Genomic DNA, 20,574 nt, shown 5'->3' with positions numbered 1-20,574 from the left:
TATACTATATTGCTCTCGCCTGTCTCTTCGATTAAGCGTCTCCGACAGGCGTAAAGCAAAGAGCAAAAGCCACACGGGCAACAAGACTGATCACACGTAGCCTTCACCTTACATAACCCGCTCACGCTTACCTTTGCGGGCATCAATTGACACTAGAAACAGCATGAGTTTACTCACCGTGGGTTCGGTCGCGTTCGACGCCCTGGAAACCCCCTTCGGCAAGACCGACAAAATCATCGGCGGTGCCGCCACCTATATTACCCTGTCGGCGTCGTACTTCACCAACGAAAATAACTTGGTTGCCGTTGTGGGCGACGATTTTCCGCAAACCATGATCGACACGCTGGTGAGTCATGGCGTGAACGTGGACGGGCTGGAGATTCGTAAAGGCGAGAAAACGTTTTTCTGGTCGGGTAAGTACCATAACGACATGAACTCGCGCGACACGGTCGATGTGCAGCTCAACGTGATGGAAAATTTCGACCCCGTCATTCCTGAGTCATACCAGGGTTGCACGTACCTGATGCTGGGCAATACGGCACCAGCCATTCAGCACCTGGTGATCAAGCGCATGGCCAACCGCCCCAAGCTGATTGTGCTCGACACGATGAACCTCTGGATCGAGATTGCGAATGCCGACCTGAAAACCCTGTTGCAGGACGTTGACGTGCTGGTATTGAACGACGAAGAGGCCCGTCAACTCACCAACGACTATTCGCTCGTGCGTGCTGCCCGTACCATCATGGGCATGGGTCCTAAAACGGTAATCATCAAGAAAGGCGAACATGGTGCGCTGCTGTTTCAGGAAGACCGCATTTTTGCCGCTCCTGCCCTGCCATTGGAGTCGGTATTCGACCCAACCGGTGCAGGCGACACCTTCGCAGGCGGCTTCATCGGCTACCTTGCCAAAACCGACGACATTTCGTTCGATAACATGAAGCGGGCCGTCATTTATGGATCAGCCATGGCGTCGTTCTGCGTCGAGAAATTCGGGGCCGAGCGCATCCTGAACCTCTCGCCTGAGGAGATTCAAGACCGCGTTGATCAGTTCGTGAAACTGTCGGCGTTCAGCGTAGAGATGTAAAAAATGAGTTCAAAGTGCCAGTTCCCGAGTTCAAAGTCGCTTTGAACTCGGGAACTGGCACTTTGAACTCATTTTCGCATTAACTTTGCCTCATTAATCTTTCAGGGGTGCCTTATAACAACGGGCTGAGATTATACCCATAGAACCTGTACACGGGTAATGCCGCAGCAGGGAATGTAAACGAGTTTGTAGTTTATGGTTTGAGGTTTGTGGTTGCGCTGCTAAAGAGTGACTCCCCGCCTCAGGCGAAGCAACTACAAACATCAAACTACAAACCATTTTTCACTCAAGATAGGCTTGGCCCCTACGCCTTATCGTTAACCGTTTGTGTCTCGATGACCAACGCAACGACCTATCGTTTTGCTGCCACACTACTGTTGTGGTGCGTATTCCAATTGCCCGTTTGGGCACAATCTCTTATCCTCTCCGGCACTGTTCGGGAGGCCGACGGTAGCCCACTTCCGGGTGCCGCTATCACTATCGACGGATCGCTTAAAGGCACCAACACTGATGCCTCGGGTACGTTCCGGCTTACCAATCTCCGGCCAGGTACGTATCAGGTACGTGCTTCGCTCGTTGGCTACAATGCGATCGAACAGGCTGTTACCCTGCCAACCAGCGAGCCACTCTCTATCCAGTTGCGGCAGAGTGAAGTAGTTATGGATGAGGTCGTTGTGCTGGCTACGCGAGCTAGTGAGAAATCGGCTATTGCCTATACAGACGTAACAAAGCGCGACCTGACCAAGCTCAACCTGGGACAGGATTTACCGCTGTTACTCAACTTCACGCCTTCGGTGGTAACTACCTCCGATGCGGGCGCAGGAGTAGGTTACACGGGTATCCGTATTCGTGGCTCCGACGCCACCCGGGTAAATGTGACACTCAACGGTATTCCGTACAACGACGCCGAGTCGCAGGGGACGTACTGGGTGAATATGCCCGATTTTGCGTCGTCGGTGAACAGCGTGCAGATTCAGCGGGGCGTGGGTACGTCGACCAATGGGGCGGGTGCGTTTGGGGCCAGCGTGAACGTGCAGACCAATTCGCTCCAGAAAGATCCGTACGCCGAAGTGAACCTGTCGGGCGGGTCATTCAACACGCGCCGGGCTACGGTTCAGGCGGGAACGGGTTTGATGTCGGGGCATTTTGTGGTGGATGCACGGCTGTCGAAGATCGCGTCGGACGGCTACATCGACCGGGCGTCGTCGGACCTTAAATCGTTTTATCTGTCGGGCGGCTATTACAATCAGAAAAGCTTTATGCGGCTGAACGTCTTCTCAGGTCAGGAGAAGACATACCAGGCCTGGAACGGCGTACCCGAGGAACTGCTGGCCACCAACCGGACCTATAATGAGTTTACGTACCCCAACCAGACCGATAATTACCAGCAGGATCAGTATCAGTTAATTACGTCAACAGAGCTGAGCCGTAACTGGCGAGCCAACGTATCGCTATTTTACACCAAAGGGCGGGGGTATTACGAAGAATTTAAAGAGAATGACCGCCTGAGCCGGTACGGATTACCCAACGTTGTGATCCGCGATTCAACGATCAGCCGTTCAAATCTGGTACGTCGGCGTTGGCTCGATAATGACTTTTACGGCACTGTGTTCTCGTTTGATTATGACACTAAAAATCGGCTTACGGCCAACATCGGTGGCGGCCTGAACAAGTATCAGGGTAAGCATTTCGGCGAGGTCATTTCGGGTCAGTTTGTGCCCACCACGCCCTACCGGTATTACGAAGACGATGCTACCAAGACTGACGTTAACGTGTACGCCAAGGCTTTTTACCAATTTACTTCGAAGCTGAACGCCTTCCTGGATTTGCAGGTACGTTCGGTCAACTACTCGTTTCTTGGTTTCAACAGCCAATTGCGGAATGTGCAACAGGAAGCATCGCTAACTTTCTTTAATCCAAAAGCGGGCGTTACCTACACCGTCAACGACCGCACGTCGGCCTATGCGTCGTTTGGCGTAGGTAATAAAGAACCTAACCGCGACGACTATACGCAGTCGACACCCGGCAGCCGACCGCTAGCTGAAACGCTGTATGACTGGGAAGCCGGCGTAAAAACCCGTACCGACCGCGTGGCCTTAAGCCTGAATGGCTATTTCATGAATTATCGCAATCAGTTGGTGCTCAACGGAGCCATCAACGATGTGGGTGCCTTTAACCGGATCAACGTACCCAGCAGCTACCGCGCCGGTATTGAGGCTGAGGCTACTACACTGCTGACAAAGACATTGCGTTGGAACGTGAACGCAACGGTTAGCCAAAATAAGATTCGAAACTATACACAGTTTTTCGACTCAGACGCAGGTCAGGAGTCGCGCCAGTTTTCGCAAACCGATATTGCCTTTTCGCCCAACGTTATTGCCGGTTCACAACTACTGCTGACAGCCGCCAAAGGACTGGAGATCGGTTTGTTATCAAAATATGTGGGTCAGCAGTTTCTGGATAACACGAGCAGCGACAGCCGTAAAATCAACGCCTATTTCGTGAATGACCTGCGGTTTATTTATACGCTTAAACCGACGTTTGCGAAAGAGATCGTGTTCACGCTGCTCGTCAATAACCTGTTCAGTGAACGATACGTCTCAAACGGCTACACCTACGGATACATCAGCGAAGGCCGCCTCGATTCGTACAACTATTATTACCCGCAAGCTACCCGAAACGTACTCGCCGGTGTACGCGTGAAATTTTAGTATAGCGTTTGTAGTTTGAGGATTGATGTTGTGCTGTAGAACTAGTGTGTCAGCCGCGCAACCTCAATCCTTAAACGACAAACAGCAAACTCCCTTGATTCGCTTTTTCAACGAAGACGTCGATTACAAGCTACCACAGAAGCTGGCGGCAAAAAAGTGGCTCACGACGCAGGCTAAGGCCGAAGGGCACGACATGGGCGACCTCAACTATATATTCTGCTCGGATGAATATGTATTGCAGGTCAACCGCGAACACCTCGACCACGATTACTATACCGATATCATCACGTTCGACAACCGCGAATTCGAAGACGATCCAATCGAAGGCGACATCTTTATCAGCGTCGACCGTGTAGCCGACAATGCCGCCCAGTTAGGCGTCTCGCCCGAACAGGAAATGCGCCGCGTATTGGCCCACGGTCTGCTCCACCTTTGTGGCTATAGTGACAAAACCGAAGCTGATCAGACCGCGATGCGGAGCAAGGAAGACGAATGGTTAGCCGCTTTTTGTTAGCCCGAAACTTGTCAAATGAATACGTGGGTAGAGGAATTTCAGACAATTAAAGAGCGATCTTAATGTGAATGAATTTATTCCCTTTAGAGACAAAATTTGTGTCTGTTATGGCCATTCATTTACATATGGGCCCCGATAAATTAAATTAGCATTAACTCATTTAGGCTATACAAGCCGTGAGTTCTATAAACCTGTGAACATATAGTATTTTACGGTATAAAGTCAGCCTGATCAGCTGACTTTTCCGCTTTTATTTAGCCCCTTTGCTGGCTGCTGGATCAGGCGAAAATGTTGACGTATGCAGTAATTCTACGCCATAAGAGGGCTGTATATGTGATAACATGACTGATATATGTGATAAAGTGACTGATATACGTCTAGACCTGGAAAACACCTTGACAATCCATATATAAATAGTATTTTCACTTTAAAAATTGTCATTATTAAGTAGACAGGCTTTTGCTTCAGATTTCAGCCAAAGACTGCCTCCCGGTAAAGTTTGAGCATTTTTACAGTTGAAAAAGTGTCATTTTGACACATAGTATGAGTAGTTGCCTGTCATTAACGGTAGCCTTTTGTAGAATAGACTGCACCAGCCTTGATTAGAGTAGTAGGTTTATTCTATTCTAGACAAGCATAGCCGAGAAGAATCATTACCCTTTTATAGATTGAGTGTACTTCCTGACGGTCTGCAATAACCGATTTAATCGAGTCTTTTTTACCAAACCCAACCCTGCTTTAGCCTATGCCCGATTACATGCTATATGCATAAAAAAAAGAGCCAGTAATGCGCCAACATCACTGACTCAGTAACTCCCTTTTATTCCTGCGACAGAACATCTGAAATCGGATGCAGGGACTTTTTTTGCCTGTTGTGAAACCAACAAACCCTTAAAATTATGTCAAAACAATTACAAATCCATGCTTCTTTGAGTAGGCTAGTACGGATTGCACTGTACACGCTTATTCTCGTTCACGCCCTAACGACAAGTACCTGGGCCCGCCTGGTCGATCAAACCGTAATAGGTTCTGTACTCGACGAAACAGGAAGCCCTCTGGTGGGCGTAAGCATTCAGATCAGAGGAACAGCACGCGGAACAACAACGGATGCCCGTGGCGCTTACCGGATAGACGTACCTACTGGTAACTCTATCCTCGTGTTTAGCTTCATTGGTTACAAAAAGCAAGAAGTTACAGTCGGCACGCAGGCAACGATCAATATATCGTTGGTAGCAGACGCCGGTTCACTGGATGAGGTTGTTGTGGTAGGTTATGGTACCCAAAAACGATCATCCCTGACAGGTGCGGTTTCTACAGTAACACCGAAAGAAATAACCGCCCTACCTGTACCAAACCTTGCTTCTGCACTTCAGGGACGCGTACCGGGTGTATCGGTTATTAATAATGGCGGACCGGGTAGCTCACCTATTGTTCAAATTCGGGGTGTCGGGTCGATCAGCTTCGGCTCTGGTCCTCTCTACGTAATCGACGGCGTACCAACCGGCGACCTGAACAGCTTCAATACGAATGACATCGAGTCGCTGGAAGTGTTGAAAGACGCCAGTTCGGCCGCTATTTACGGGTCACGGGCCGCCAACGGGGTCGTTCTGATCACGACCAAGAAAGGAAGCCGTGACAGTAAGGTTCGCATTTCGCTGGATTCGTACGCAGGCTTGCAGAGCACAACGCACAAGATAGACGTGCTCAACCGGGACCAGTATGTTCAATACGCTAAAGCGCTCACGTCTAACGCAGGCATTGCGCTGCCTTCACGGCTCAATAACCTAAACGTGCCGATTTATGCCGGCGCTACCCAAACGTTCGCCCAAACGGAAACGAACTGGCAGAATGAGCTTTTCCGGGATGCCCCAATTGTGCAGCATCAGGTTTCCCTGTCGGGCGGGAACGCGGCTTCGCGCTTCTTCGCCTCGGGTGGTTATTTCAAACAGGATGGTATTATGCAGGGGACCAATTTCGAGCGGGGCTCGCTGCGGTTGAACTCCGATCACCAGGTAAACAAGTTCCTGTCGATCGGCCAGACATTAACAGCCGCCTACAGCGGTCAGCGCAATGAAACCAACGGCGATCGGTCACAGTTGATGCATGCCCTTCGCATGATGCCTTACTGGCCTACCACAGACCCTACTAAGGTGGGTGGTTTTAGCGCGCCAACAGCGGCCGATGGGTCAGATCCGGAAAACCCACTACGGGCTCCTTCCATGGATGTAACCCGTACTAAATTCCTAAAAGCTTTTGCCACGCTCTATGCAGACGTTCGGCTGACGAGCTTCCTGAAATACCGCTTTAACTATGGCGTTGATTTAGGCTTCTCGAATGGCAGCACGTTCAACCCAATCTACAATGATGGGTACACAACGCGTAGCTCGGCTACGGTCTCGCAGTCGCGGAACACGAATATTGCGCAGACGATCACCAATCAGCTTTCGTTCGACAAAAGCTTCGGCAAGCATTCTGTAAGTGCACTAGCCGTTGCTGAAACGCAACAGGTGTTGTCGACGGGCATGAACGGATCAGGTACCCGGCCAAACAACGATCTGGATGTAATCCAAGGAGTTAGTAACCCCGCCATCACCAGTACGCGTGCTGAAACGGACCTCATCTCGTACATCGGCCGTGTCAACTACGATTATGCCGGCAGATATCTGATCAGCGCCTCGATTCGTCGGGACGGTTCGTCGCTGTTTGCTCCGGGCAACAAATGGGGCAATTTCCCATCAGCATCTGTAGGCTGGCGTGTTGATCAGGAGTCGTTCATGAAAGGTGTACCTCAGCTTTCGGAACTGAAACTCCGGGCAAGCTATGGCAAGACGGGCTTCAATGGAATTGGCAACTATGCCTGGCAGTCACTTGTATCAGCTGATGCGACGGCCTATCCATTTGGCTCAGCAAACAGCCTGGGCTCGTACTTCAACTCTCTGGGCAACACGGAGCTGAAATGGGAAACGACCGACATGGTCAATGGTGGAATTGATGTTGGTCTGTTTAGTAACAAGATCACCTTTACGGCCGAAATCTACAATCGTTTCACAGACGGGCTCATCCTTGGCGTACCCATTCCGAACTCAATCGGCTACAGCAATGCCCCGGTGGCTAACATCGGTAGCATGAAAAACTGGGGCTACGAATTCCAGGCAGGCTACAACTACGCGAAAGGGGCATTCCGCTGGAATCTGTCGGCCAACGTAGGCATCACCCGCAACCGGGTGTTAAGTCTGGCTACGCCAACCTCAGCGATCTATGCAGGGTCAAATGCTGACTACGGCGGGGCTGATATTACCAAGACCGAAGTTGGTCAGCCTATCCAGTCATTCTACGGCTACGTAGTGGATGGTATCTTCAAGTCAATCGATCAAGTATACAGCTCGCCTGCTCAAAACCGGCCCGCTTCACGCGATGCGGACAACCCGGCCAAAAACACTTCGGCTGGCGACATTCGCTTCAAAGACCTGAATGGCGATGGTAAAATTGACGCCAACGACCGGACGTACCTGGGCAGCTACCTGCCGAAGTTCAACTACGGGGTCAACTTTAGCGGAACGTACCGGAACTTCGACTTTACCTTGTATCTGCAGGGTACTTACGGCAACAAAATTTACAACGGTACCCGGGTTGTTACAGAAGGTATGCTCCGCTTGTTCAACGCAGGACCAGCCGTTCTAAATGCCTGGTCGCCAACCAACACAGAGACTAATATTCCACGGGCTGTGGCGGGTGACCCAAACAACAACAGCCGGACGTCAGATCGCTTTATTGAAGACGGCTCGTACATGCGTATCAAGAACCTGTCTATCGGCTATTCGATTCCAGCCAAGGCCTTAGGCAGTTTGACCAATGGATCAGTAAACAAAGTTCGGGTGTATGTATCAAGCCAGAACTTACTGACGATTACAAAATACACGGGCTATGATCCGGAGATTGGCTCACGCAATGGTACGCTGCTGCGGAGTGGTATCGACTACGCCAACTACCCTCAGGCACGTACCATCCTGGCTGGCCTTCAGCTTACATTCTAACTGATTTTCACGAACTCAAAAGCATACTTTTTTATGAAAAGGCACTATTTCTTAATCGGAGCTTTCTTGCTGGTTCTAACCGTTGGGTGTGACGATAAAAGACTGGAACAACTGAACCCCAACGCGGTAACGACCGACAGTTATTTTCAAAATGATTTACAGATCAGGAGCGCGGTCAACGGAGTCTATGCGGCTCTTCAATCGACTAACCTGGTTGCCCGCGAGTGGTTCTTCACCCATGATCTGCGTTCAGACGATGTGGCGGCAGGTGGTGGCCAGCTCGAGACGCCACGTAACCAACTGTTGCTGGGTGTACACACGACAGACAACGGGCTGGTAAGTTCTGTCTGGACGGGCGCTTACCGAGTAATTCACCGGGCCAACGTGGTCATTGACAAGGCCGCGGCCGCTAAAGCATTGACAGCCAGCATCGCCACACAAGCGGTTGGCGAAGCAAAGTTTCTTCGGGCATGGTCGTACTTTGAACTGGTGAGTATGTGGGGGGGCGTTCCGCTATACAAAACATTTGTTACGGGAGTATCCGGTTCATTGCCTCGTTCACCGGAAGCCGATGTATATGCGTTCATTGTTGCCGATCTGAAAGCGGCTCAGGAGGCATTGCCAGCCACATACGATGCCGCCAACCAGGGTCGGGCTACCAAAGGTGCCGCTCAGATGCTGCTGGCCCGGGTCTACCTGCAACAGGGCGATTATACGAACGCCAAAACCGAACTGCAAAAAATTATCAGTTCAGGTACGTACGCTCTGGTAGATGAGTACAGCGATAATTTCATCGAAGAAACCGAGTTCAACAAGGAGTCGATCTGGGAAATAAACTTCCTGCCTTCGGGGGGCTCATTCAACTGGAACGGCGATGCTGACGGTGCTTCGGCAGGCGAAGAAACAGTACGTACCCAGGAGTATTCAGGGATTGGCTGGCGGAACATCATTCCGTCGAACAGTCTGTTATCTGAGTTTGAGAAAACGGCTAAAGGTGATGCAAAGACCGACCCACGTTACGCGCGGTCATTCTACACCACTGGGGATAAGTTTAACAAAGACCAGAACATCCTGACGGATGAGGTTCAAAACGGCAACAGCTCGCTTGTTGATGGTAAAGCACAGAAAGTAAGCTGGCGGAAGTTCACGCTGATGTACAAAGCGGGTGTTTCAACAACCGGCGGTATCAACCAGCGGATTATGCGTTACGCTGAAGCGCTGTTGGCTATGGCTGAATGTGAAAATGAGCTGGGAAATTCGGCCAGTGCAGTCACGTACCTGAACATGATTCGTAACCGGCCCAGTGTAGCCATGCCTACGTACCCAACTGCCAAATACCCCACTTCGACAAAAGATCAGGTGTTTGCCGCTATTGTGCACGAACGGCGTGTGGAGCTAAACGGTGAAGAAGTTCGGAACCGCGACATTCTGCGGTGGCGGAAACAGGGTAAGTTAACAACCGAACCCTTCTCGTACTTCCAGAAAGGCAAGCATGAATTACTGCCCATTCCTCAGCAGGAGATCGACAACAACCCGAACGTTGGTATAAAAGGACAAAATCCTGGCTATTAATTTAGTGGCTTAACATACGAGTATCTTTCAACAATGACACCGGATCACCCGGTGTCATTGTTGTACCAGGCAAACCCAAAAGATAGAGTTATGCAATTGAGTTGGCTACGGGCGATTTGGGCAATTTTGATGGGCGGCATGCTGTTGGCCTGTAATCGGGCACCAGATACCCTGTTCGAGCAACTTTCCAGCAATCAAACCCACATCACGTTTGCCAATTCGCTGACCCCTTCTGACCAGTTGAATGGCTTTACGTTTACCAATTTTTACAATGGCGGCGGTGTAGCTGTTGGCGACGTAGACAACGATGGTTTCACGGATGTGTTCTTTACCGGCAACCAGGTCAGCTGCCGCCTGTATCTGAATCAGGGGAAGCAGACCAACGATGGCTTTTCGTTCGCCGACATTACTGAAGCGGCCGGATTGACTACTAACCGATGGTGTTCGGGCGCGGTAATGACCGATATTAATCAGGACGGCTGGCTGGATATTTATATTTCGGTTGCCAGCCATCCGTCGCTTAAACAGAGCGGAAACCTGCTCTTCGTTAACCAGGGGCTGACAAACGGAAAACCTGTTTTTAAAGAAATGGCGAAAGCCTATGGATTGGCAGATCCGGCTTTTACCACGCAAACCGCTTTTTTCGATTATGATTTGGATGGCGATCTGGACGTCTTTCTGCTTAACACAGCGCCCGAGTATCAGAACCCTTCTCACGTGCGCCCGGTCGTATCGGATGGATCTCACCCCGGCACGGGAAAGCTCTACCGAAATGAAGGCAATGGTCCGGCGGGTCATCCGGTTTTCATCGACGTTTCCCGGCAGGCGGGCATTACCTACGATGCGCTTGGCCTGGGGCTGGTTATCAGCGACATCAATAAGGACGGCTATCCGGACATTTATTGCTCCAATGATTTTACCAGCAGTGATATCCTGTACCTGAATGACGGGAATGGCCATTTTACCAACGTCATTAAAGAGGCGACCGCCCACACCAGCATGTATGGTATGGGTGTCGATGCGGCCGATCTGAACAACGACGCTCGCATTGACCTGATGCAGCTTGATATGCTGCCAAAGGAGAATAACCGGCTTAAGATGATGCTGGGCGGGCAGGATTATGACCGCAAGGAAATGAGCGTTTCGCCCCGCTACGGCAACCAGATGCAGTACATGCGGAACTCGCTACAGATGAATGTGGGCGAGGGGCGTTCCCAGGCAGAGCAACCCCAAGCCCAAAGCCCAAAGCCCCCACGCCCCACGCCTATTTTCTCTGAAGTAGGCATGATGGCAGGGGTGGCCCAGACAGACTGGAGTTGGGCAACATTGCTGGCCGATTTCGACAATGACGGCTGGAGAGACATGTACATCACCAACGGGTATCGCAAAAACGTGACCGATCGCGACTTCATCACGTTCACCGAAGACTTCTCCAGTTTTGGCACGACCGAATACAACACGCAGAAACGCCTCGACTTAATGGATAAAGTGCCTGAGCTTCCACTCGCACACTATGCCTTCCGCAATGCGGGCAACGGAGCATTTACCGATGTTTCCAAAGCCTGGGGCCTCAACACTAAATCATACGCAAACGGCGCAGCCTATGCCGATTTCGACAACGATGGCGACCTGGACGTAGCGGTTAACAACATTGACGATGAAGCGCTTGTGTACCGCAATCGAAGCCGCGAACAAGCACCGGATCAACATTACCTGACAATCAAGTTACAGGGCGACTCGACCAATCGACAAGGCATAGGCGCAAACGTAACGCTGTGGGCAGCGGGTGCAACTCAGTATGCAGAGCTATTCACGGTACGGGGCTACCTGTCGTCGGTAGAGTCGCTACTTCATTTTGGCTTGGGCAACAAAACCAAAATCGACTCATTGCGTATCGAGTGGCCAGGCGGACGGTCGGAAATCAAACGAAACGTGTTGGCCGATCAGGTGCTTACTCTATCGTATGCCCAGGCAACGACCGATACCAACTCCCCTACTGCCCCGCCCAGCAATCTTCTTTTTGCTGACGTTACAGAAAAATATCCCATCGACTTCGTACATACAGAGTCCGATTTCGTTGATTTCAAGCAGCGGGCCGCTATGCTGAAGATGCTGTCGCGCGCTGGTTTTGCGCTAGCGGTCGGTGACGTCAATGGCGATGGACTAGACGATTGTTTTGCGGGTGGTTCTTACCGGGGCAGTTCGGCCTGTTTACTAGTCCAGAATACTTCCGGCGGATTTACGAAAAGACCATTTCCCGCACAGGGCGACCATGAAGCAACGAGTGCCCTGTTCTTCGATGCTGACGGCGATAAAGACCTGGATCTATACGTGGTTAACGGGGGAAACGAGCGACTGGCAACCGACAAGGCGTTCTACCAGGATCAGCTGTATATCAATGACGGAACAGGCAATTTTAGTATAGCGCCTATAGGTACGTTGCCTGATCTGTCGGGCAGTGGATCGTGTGTACTAGCCTCCGATTTTGACCATGATGGCGATCTCGATTTATTTGTAGGGGGGCGTCAGATTCCAGGCGAATACCCGTTACCCGCCCGGAGCTATCTGTTACGAAATGACCGACTGGCAACTGGCTATCGCTTCACCGACGTGACGCAGCAAGTATGTCCGTCGCTGATGAAAGCCGGTATGGTTTGCTCGGCGCTCTGGTCCGATTATGACCAGGATGGCTGGTCTGACTTGCTGCTGGCCGGTGAGTGGATGCCCCTTACGGTGTATAAGAACGAAAAAGGCAGTTTCAAATCGGCCGCCATTCAACTGCCGAACACAGCGGGTTGGTGGAATACGCTGGCGCAGGGTGATTTTGACCACGATGGCGACCTCGACTACATGGCCGGTAATGAAGGACTGAACACACTGTATCAGGCATCGCCCAACGAACCGGTCAAAATTATCGCCAGCGACTTCAACAAGGACGGTACTGTAGACCCTTTAATGGGCTATTTCATCAATGGCATGTGTTATCCGGCTATTCCCCGCGACGCGTTAAATCAGCAAGTGATTCAGTTCCGCCGGAAATATCAGCGCTTTGCCGATTATGCTGCCGTTACATTCGATGAGTTACTAACAAAGGACGAGCTGACAGACGCCTATCAGGCGCAGGCGACCTATCTGCAAAGTGCATATATCGAAAACCAAGGGAAGGGCAAATTTGTCGTACATGCCTTGCCTCGCCCGGCTCAGGTAGCACCGACGTTCGGCATCGTTGTGCACGATTTTAACCACGACGGGCATCTGGACGCCGTCTTGACGGGTAATTTCTACCCAAATGAAGTCAATATGGGTCGCGAAGATGCCTCGTATGGTGTGGTGTTGCTGGGCGATGGGCGGGGGCATTTCAAGCCGCTCGACCCCACGACCAGCGGCTTATTAATTCGGGGCGATGCCCGATCGTCAGCGCTTCTACACGGTCCCAACAAGGAAACGTTGCTCTTCACAGCCATCAACTCACAAGGACTCCGCCTGAACCGCTGTCTGGTGAAATGATGTGGCAGGAACGGATCTAGCGGATTAAACAGACTGAGACAAGCCAGTAGCTTCGAACGCGTAAGCTTTTAAATCTCCTAGATACGCGTACTACATCACGCGAGCTGTATCCGAAACACTGTCCAGCCGTCGGGCTGGGTACGTAGCGAGAAAGCAAAGCCGTGGTTGAGCAGGATTTCGCGGGCGAGGGTCAGGCCGATACCCTGGCCGGTGATTTTTGTGCTGAAAAAAGGATTGAACAGATTGGCGGCTACCTCGCCGGGAATAGGCTGGCCGTTATCGCGGATGAGCAATTCGCGGTTGCTCAGAACGATCTCAACGGACTGTCCAGTCTGGCAGGCTTCAATCGCGTTTTTCACTACGTTCACTAGCACCTGCTCCATTTGGGTAACATCCATTAGCTGCCTTACTGATGCTTCGGGGAGGGTCAGCGTCAGTGATAGGCCACGCGCGCTAGCTTGTGGTTGCATCAGGCTTAATACATCGCGCAGTAGGCCAGGTACGTTGGTGAGGACAGGATTGGGCACCGGCAACCGCACCACATCGGCAAAACGACGCATGAACTGGTTGAGCCGGTCGTTGCGCTCAATGGCGACGCGCACGGCTTTGCGCACATCAGGGTCAGGTACGTCGGGCTCGGCAATGTGCAGGATGGAGTTGATTGCACCGATCGAGTTATTCACCTCGTGGGCCATCATGCGAATCACCTTGCCGAACGCCTTCTTCTCTGTATCGATGATCTCGGCCGTTAACTCTTCGATGAACAAAAACTGCCGCCGAAACCCCCGATCGATGAACTGTCCGCGCATAGCCCGGTAGGTTTCAACACCCGTCAGTTTGATCGTCTGCGGCTGGTCGTCGGGCAGGTCAATCAGGTACGTTAGCAGAGGGTGTCCGATGGCCGACAGCGGCTTACCGATCAGCTCATTGTTGGGCAGATTCAATAGTTGCCGGGCTTTCGGATTCGCAGCTGATACCCGTTCGTCGAAGTCAAACGTCAGGAGGGCAATGGGGGCGGCCTCGATCAGCTTATCCAGGAAAAACTGCTGTTCGGCCTGCCGGGTGCGTTCCTGTCGAAGCTGGTCGATCATCAGGTTATAGACATTGATGAGTCCGTCAACCTCTTCATTACCCGTCGCTACGAACTTGACGGTGAAGTCTTTATCTCGAATCGCCTCAATGCCCGAAGCAATGAACGCCGCTGGCTGCCGAAAGGATTGGTACAGCCGAACAGCCACATACAGCGACAGCAAAATCAGTACTTCCGCCGCAATGAAATAGGGTTTTTCTTCCTTCAGCAACTGAAACGTCAGCCCAATCAGTACAGCATGAACGGCGCCAATGTAGAGCAGGTAGCGGGTTTGAAATTTCATAAACTAAGGATACGCACTTTCAGTATCTTGTTGGCTGCAAAGGTCTGTTCTGTTTTGCTCATATTCTTGGCGTAGTTGCTTAGAATAGGCACCACTAGCGAAGTTATCCACTAACTCGCGAAGCAACTATTTGAACAGTCAGCCATCCTTATACCCTAATCGCTACCACATATGAACCGCCGCCTTTTTATGACGCAGGCTGCTCTCGGGGCCAGTGCCCTGGTTAATGCCAATGCTTCGCCGCTGTTTCACACTGCCGACACCCGTAAGCTGGGCATTGCGCTGGTGGGGCTGGGTACGTATAGCAACGTGCAGTTGGGTCCGGCGTTACAGCATACTGAGCGCTGTCGACTGGCGGGCATCGTGACGGGCACCCCGGCAAAAGCGCAGGAGTGGATGCAGAAGTACAACGTTGCGAAAGAGAATATCTACGATTACCAGACCTTCGACCGCATTGCCGACAATCCCAATATCGACATCGTCTACGTGGTATTGCCCAACTCAATGCACGCCGAATACGTAATTCGGGCGGCCAAAGCGGGTAAGCACGTGATCTGCGAAAAGCCGATGGGCCTCAATGTGGGTGAATGCGAACAGATGGTGCAGGCGTGTAAGAAAGCGGGCGTAAAACTGTCGGTGGGATACCGGCTTTATTTCGAACCACATCATCTGGAGGTACGTCGGCTGGCGCAATCGAAGGAACTGGGTACGGTGAAACTGATGGAAACGGCACTGGGATTCTCCATGGCTAACCCAAATTCGTGGCGACTCAACAGGCAGATGGGCGGTGGCGGGGCCATCATGGATCTGGGCGTATATGCCATTCAGGGCGCCCGCCGCACGATCGGCGAAGACCCGATTGCGGTGACGGCACAGGGGTTTGTTCGGGATAAAACAGTTTTCAAGGACATTTACGAGAGTATGTTTTTCCAGATGGAATTTCCGGGCGGGGCACTTTCCAACTCAACGACAACCTACACGTCGTACGTCGATCGACTTCATGCCACCACGGGCCATGAGTGGTTTGGGCTGCAACCTGCCTTCAACGCTACGGGGGCCAAAGGCGATTCGTCGAAAGGCAAGATCGATCTGGCAACGCCTCCTTTCCAGCAGATCCGCCAAATGGATGCCTTCGCCGCCAGCATCATCGACAACACCGAGCCCATTGCCTCAGCCGCCGAAGGCATCAAAGACCTCCGCATTATCGACGCCATCGTCCGCTCTGCCGACACCGGCCGCCGCATCGAAATCGACTGGAAGAGGACATAGGGCGGGGGGCGTAGGGCTTGGGGGGTTACTCTCGCGTCAGCTACCCCAAGCCCCAAGCCCTATGCCCCTCGCTCATCACTCCTCCGTGCTATACGCAATGCCGTATTTCTCCAGGCGGCGATAAAGGGCGAAGCGGGTAATACCCAGCGCACGCGCTACGTGGCCGACTCGGTTTTGGTGATGCGCCATTGCCCGTTCGATCATTTGCCGTTCCATCTGATCGAGCGTCATACTACCGACGGGTGGGAGTTGGTTTAGGGCAGGGGGCTGATGGCTAAGGGCTTGGGGGGCAAGGTGCTTTTCGAAGTCGGCGACGGTCAGGGTATCGCCAGGGGCTAATAATACAGCGCGTTCGACCACGTTTTTCAGTTGACGGATATTACCGGGCAACGACAGGTCTTTAAGCCAGTGCTGTGCGTCTTTACCCACCTGCAGATTGGGGCGGCCATAGAGCGCTTTTAGGTTACTGGTAAAGAAATTGACTAGCCTGGGAATATCGGCGGGGCGTTCGCGGAGGGCGGGCAGACGTACTGTGATCAGGTTAATCCGATAGAACAGGTCTTCTCGGAACGTACCCAGTTGCACCATCTCTTCAAGGTTGCGGTTCGTAGCACAGATCACCCGCACGTCGACCGTCCGGGTTTTGCTGCTGCCCAGCGGCTCGAAGGTACGGTCCTGCAACACACGAAGTAATTTAACCTGAGATGCCGCATCCAGATCACCGATTTCGTCAAGGAAAATACTGCCCCGGTTAGCCAACTCGAAGCGGCCGACGCGATCGGCTTTGGCATCGGTGAAAGCGCCGCGCACGTGGCCGAAGAGTTCACTGTCAAACAACGTGCTGGAAATACCGCCCAGGTTCACCTTTACGAAGGGTTGCCGTTTGCGGCGGCTATTCTGGTGGATCGCTTCAGCAATGAGTTCTTTCCCCGTTCCGCTTTCGCCCGTGATCAGCACCGGCGCGTCGGTTGGGGCCACGCGCCCAATGGTCGTTAGCACGTCCAACAATTTCGGATCTTCACCCACGATATTGTCGAACTGAAATTGCTCGTCAAGCTGTCGACGACCAGCCGACACCGCTTCGCCAGCCTTCCCTCCCACCAGCTTAATCGCCGTTTTGACGGATTGCACGATATGCTCATTCTGCCAGGGTTTGGTAATGAAATCGTTGGCACCGGCTTTCATGCCCTGCACCGCCAGCTCGATACTCCCCCAGCCTGTGATGAGCAGCACAGGTACGTTGGGCAGCCGTTCGCGAATGTATCGCAGCAGCCGAATCCCATCATCACCCGACGTTTCGACTGAGAAATTCATGTCGAGCAGAATGGCTTCCGGCGTTTCTTCGTCCAGCACCTCCCGCGTCTCGAACGGCCCATCAGCAATACGCACAGCAAAGCCTTCTTTCCTGAAAAGCAGCGAAAGAGACGTCTGAACAGCAATATCGTCGTCGATGATTAAGAGCATGGGGGAATGGGCTTGGGGCGTAGGGCTTGGGGGTAGCTGGCGCGAGAGCAACACCCCTCGCCCTAAGCCCCAAACCCCACGCTTTTTTCATATTTTCGCTAAAACCACCGAAGAACTGATGACTAGAGGATTTAGATTTGAAGGACTTGAAATTTGGTAGCGAGCCATTGACCTTGGCGATAACCTATTTGATATTTCTGACTCGTTGGAGAACAGAAAACTATTTCGGTTTGCTGAACAATTACGAGGCGCCGGTATGAGTATCTCTAATAACATTGCTGAGGGGTCCGGTTCAACGTCAAAGAAGGAATTTTATCAATTTCTAAACTATGCCCGCCGGTCTTGCTACGAATGTGCTAACATATTGATCGTTGTGCAACGCAGAAACTATGTCAGTGTTGAAACGAAGCAACGCATCTTCAATGATCTGGATGAACTAAGTCGCAAAATCAATAACTTTCAGAAATCGCTCCTACCACCCCCGTCCTAAAATGAGCAGAGCCCAATCCCCCCGCCCCAAGCTCCAAGCATTTTCTTACTCTTCATGAAGCGCCACCGCGGGTTGAATCGTGGCAGCTTGTCGGCTGGGGAAGAGGGCGCAGAGCGTGACGAGCAGGTACACGATCAGGGCGGCGATGATGATGGCTATTACGTATACACTGGAAGCGAGGTCGAAGACGTTGAGTAGCGGAAACTGACAGGCTAGTATGAGCCCCAGCACTAGTGCAAAAGTAGCCAGCACCCACATCTCGCCCACAAACTGCCACGAAATTGACCCTTCGGTGGCACCCAGCGCCCGACGAAGCCCGATCTCGCCCCGGCGGCGGGTGATGCTCACATTCAACACACCGAACAGGCCGAGCGCCACGTTGATCAGCAAAAAGCTGCACACGATCACGAAGATAATGGCAGGCACCAGCGTGAGGTTATGCTGATTTTTACGCGACTCAGTCAGGTGGTCCACATCGACGCTCCAGCCGGTAACCATAGCCGTAATGTTCTTTACCAGCTTTGCTTCAAAAACGGCATCCGTACCCGGCTTTAGCTTGACCAGGATCTTTTTGTAGTACGTTTCATTGGCGCTCAGTTGCTGAAAAAGAGCCGGTTTGTTGGTCATAAACTCACCTTTAGCTTTGAAATTGTCGACTACACCGATGATCTTCATTTGCCGTGAACCATCATTCTCCTTGGGTTTTTCGCCTAGCAATTGCCCGATCGGATCTTCTCCGTCGAACAATTTTTCTTTTGCCTTCTGGTTGATCACAACGGCCCGGTACTTCCCAACGCTATCGGCGGCTGTATACCATCTGCCCGCACTTAGCTGCATGTCCAGTGCGTTGACAAAATTTTCGTCGGTTACGTAAAAGTCCATCATCGTTTTTCGTTTACCGCGGTCAACATTGCTGTTCATGGTATTGGCCGAAAACGGTGAGTTATCGCTCATGCGCGACGCTGACTCTACTTCCGGATAGGCGTTGATCCGCTGCATCAGGAGCTGCACTTTCCCACCTACATCGGTGGTATCCTGGTTATTGTTCAGGTCTATGACCCAGACATTTTCGTAAGAAAAACCCAGCGGTTCGCGGTAATTTCTGAGGTTATAGACCAGCAACGAAGCCAGCCCGAACAAGACCAAAAATGAGGCCCAGATCTCAATGATCAACAGTGAGTGAGCACGCTTCTTGTTCCAAATGAGGGTAAACAGATGACGGATCATAATTTTTGGAGCTGGGGGAAGGGGCTGGGGGCATGGGGCAGGGCATTTCACCCTAAGCCGCCAGCCTTAAGCCCTACGCTTTTAACGCTTCGGCAATATTGAGTTTTGACATGCGCAGGGCGGGCAATACACCCGACAGGAGTCCGAATACCAGGCAGATACCCAGGCTGACCAGGAAGACCGTTACGTTAATGGTCAGGTCGGCATGGGCAATCCAGCCACTGTTGTTGATCAGCGAAATGGCAATCAGCGTCAGCACCAGCGCAATGGCTCCACCAATGAGGGTGATGAAAATATTCTCGACAATGAATTGCCAGAGCAGCGTACGAATGGGTGCGCCAAAGGCCTTTCTAATGCCTATTTCCGACGCCCGCTCCAGGATTCGGCTCACGTTCACGTTGACCAGATTGATGGCCGGTAGTCCCATCAGCATGAGCATAATGAACCCGACAACGCCGTAGAAAATGGTTTTCAGGCCGCTATCACCATCGGCAAAAGCACCAACGAAACTTTCCAGATAGGGCAGGCTCTTGACAACCACTTCGTAATATTTGAATCCATACTGGTCACCCGGCACCGGAATGCGCTTGATGAAGCCCTGAAATTCGTCATTAATCGTCTTCATGCCGGCCTTGTCGCTTGCCAGAGCAATGGCAATGTAATTACCCCGCATACCCGTAGTCTGGTAATTACTCTTGGGGGCGGTGTACGGAAAATAGACGTCGGCGTGCGTCAATATGCGCGTGATCGGACTGCCTTTCACCACGCCAATTACCTTGTAGTGGATGTTTTCGATCTCCACATCCTTCCCAATCACCGGCTCCGACGGGTCTTCGAAATACTGCTTTCTGAAATCATCGGTAATCACCGCTACGTAATCACCGTTGGCAATATTCTGCTCGTTGTAGGGTTTGCCTTCCAGGAAATCAAAGTCAGTTACCCGCCAGAAATCAGCGTCGGTGTACTTGGTGCTCAGATCAATTTTCTGCGACCCGACATACGCGTTCGAGGCATTGAACATCGAGCAGATCGTAACCCGCTCAGCCGATTTCAATGCTTTGGCGTGTTTGGTCAGAAACTTGAAGCTCATAGGGCCCTGCGTTCGACCGCTATGGGTCGAATCTAGTTGGGTCATCATCTGAATATAAATCGACCGGTCACGCTTCAGTTCAGGGTAATGTGTGCCGAACAGGTGGTCGAGAAACGAGGTCAACACCATCAAAACGGTCAGCGTGAGGCTAATGCCAAAGAGGGTGATGAAGGTGTAGAACGGATGCCGAAGCAACACCTTCCAGGCTATTTTTATGTAGTTCGTGAGCATAGGGTTGG

Annotated in this window: 12 protein-coding genes; 8 read left to right on the top strand and 4 right to left on the bottom strand. The window is 51.9% G+C overall.

The annotated features are described in order from the left end of the window. Positions 1–163 precede the first annotated feature (163 nt). From F7231_RS15070 to F7231_RS15045, 6 genes are all read left to right on the top strand, one after another. Positions 164–1,084, top strand: coding sequence for a PfkB family carbohydrate kinase (locus F7231_RS15070; RefSeq protein ID WP_166692494.1), 921 nt, complete (start codon positions 164–166; stop codon positions 1,082–1,084). 335 nt (positions 1,085–1,419) lie between these two features. Next, complete coding sequence (locus F7231_RS15065) at positions 1,420–3,795, top strand: TonB-dependent receptor (protein WP_166692493.1); 2,376 nt, start codon at positions 1,420–1,422, stop codon at positions 3,793–3,795. Positions 3,796–3,889: 94 nt separating this feature from the next. Beyond that, positions 3,890–4,309, top strand: coding sequence for an rRNA maturation RNase YbeY (ybeY, locus tag F7231_RS15060; RefSeq protein WP_166692492.1), 420 nt, complete (start codon positions 3,890–3,892; stop codon positions 4,307–4,309). A 929-nt stretch (positions 4,310–5,238) separates the two neighbouring features. After that, on the top strand, positions 5,239–8,343 hold the full coding sequence (locus tag F7231_RS15055; protein ID WP_229369974.1) for a SusC/RagA family TonB-linked outer membrane protein: 3,105 nt from the start codon (positions 5,239–5,241) through the stop codon (positions 8,341–8,343). Positions 8,344–8,376: 33 nt separating this feature from the next. Next, entirely contained in the window at positions 8,377–9,915 is a 1,539-nt protein-coding gene (locus F7231_RS15050) for a RagB/SusD family nutrient uptake outer membrane protein (RefSeq protein ID WP_085411398.1), read from the top strand. 90 nt (positions 9,916–10,005) lie between these two features. After that, on the top strand, positions 10,006–13,422 hold the full coding sequence (locus F7231_RS15045) for a VCBS repeat-containing protein (RefSeq protein WP_229369972.1): 3,417 nt from the start codon (positions 10,006–10,008) through the stop codon (positions 13,420–13,422). Between the two features lie 95 nt (positions 13,423–13,517). Here F7231_RS15045 and F7231_RS15040 read toward each other — a convergent pair whose 3' ends face one another. Next, positions 13,518–14,795, bottom strand: coding sequence for a sensor histidine kinase (locus F7231_RS15040; protein ID WP_166692490.1), 1,278 nt, complete (start codon positions 14,793–14,795; stop codon positions 13,518–13,520). Between the two features lie 171 nt (positions 14,796–14,966). Here F7231_RS15040 and F7231_RS15035 point away from each other — a divergent pair, with 171 nt between their 5' ends. Further along, positions 14,967–16,064 (top strand): Gfo/Idh/MocA family protein, encoded by a 1,098-nt coding sequence (locus tag F7231_RS15035; RefSeq protein WP_166692489.1) that lies wholly within the window; start codon positions 14,967–14,969, stop codon positions 16,062–16,064. A 75-nt stretch (positions 16,065–16,139) separates the two neighbouring features. Here the strand turns inward: F7231_RS15035 and F7231_RS15030 are convergent, their stop codons facing one another. Next, on the bottom strand, positions 16,140–17,528 hold the full coding sequence (locus F7231_RS15030) for a sigma-54-dependent transcriptional regulator (protein ID WP_166692488.1): 1,389 nt from the start codon (positions 17,526–17,528) through the stop codon (positions 16,140–16,142). Positions 17,529–17,694: 166 nt separating this feature from the next. On the opposite strand from F7231_RS15030, the gene F7231_RS15025 reads away from it, so the two are divergent. After that, entirely contained in the window at positions 17,695–18,018 is a 324-nt protein-coding gene (locus tag F7231_RS15025) for a four helix bundle protein (RefSeq protein WP_310589339.1), read from the top strand. A gap of 45 nt (positions 18,019–18,063) precedes the next feature. On the opposite strand, the gene F7231_RS15020 is transcribed toward F7231_RS15025, so the two are convergent. Both F7231_RS15020 and F7231_RS15015 read right to left on the bottom strand, forming a co-directional pair. Further along, positions 18,064–19,245 carry an ABC transporter permease gene (locus F7231_RS15020; RefSeq protein ID WP_166692487.1) on the bottom strand — a complete coding sequence of 394 codons (1,182 nt, stop codon included), beginning with the start codon at positions 19,243–19,245 and terminating at the stop codon, positions 18,064–18,066. 73 nt (positions 19,246–19,318) lie between these two features. Beyond that, the gene (locus F7231_RS15015; RefSeq protein ID WP_166692486.1) at positions 19,319–20,566 is read right to left on the bottom strand and encodes an ABC transporter permease; all 1,248 of its coding nucleotides are present in this window, start codon (positions 20,564–20,566) and stop codon (positions 19,319–19,321) included. Positions 20,567–20,574: the final 8 nt, after the last annotated feature.

Origin of the sequence: Fibrivirga algicola (genome assembly GCF_011742925.1) — a bacterium.
GTDB lineage: Bacteria > Bacteroidota > Bacteroidia > Cytophagales > Spirosomataceae > Fibrella > Fibrella algicola.
This window is presented reverse-complemented; position numbering and strand designations above follow the sequence as displayed.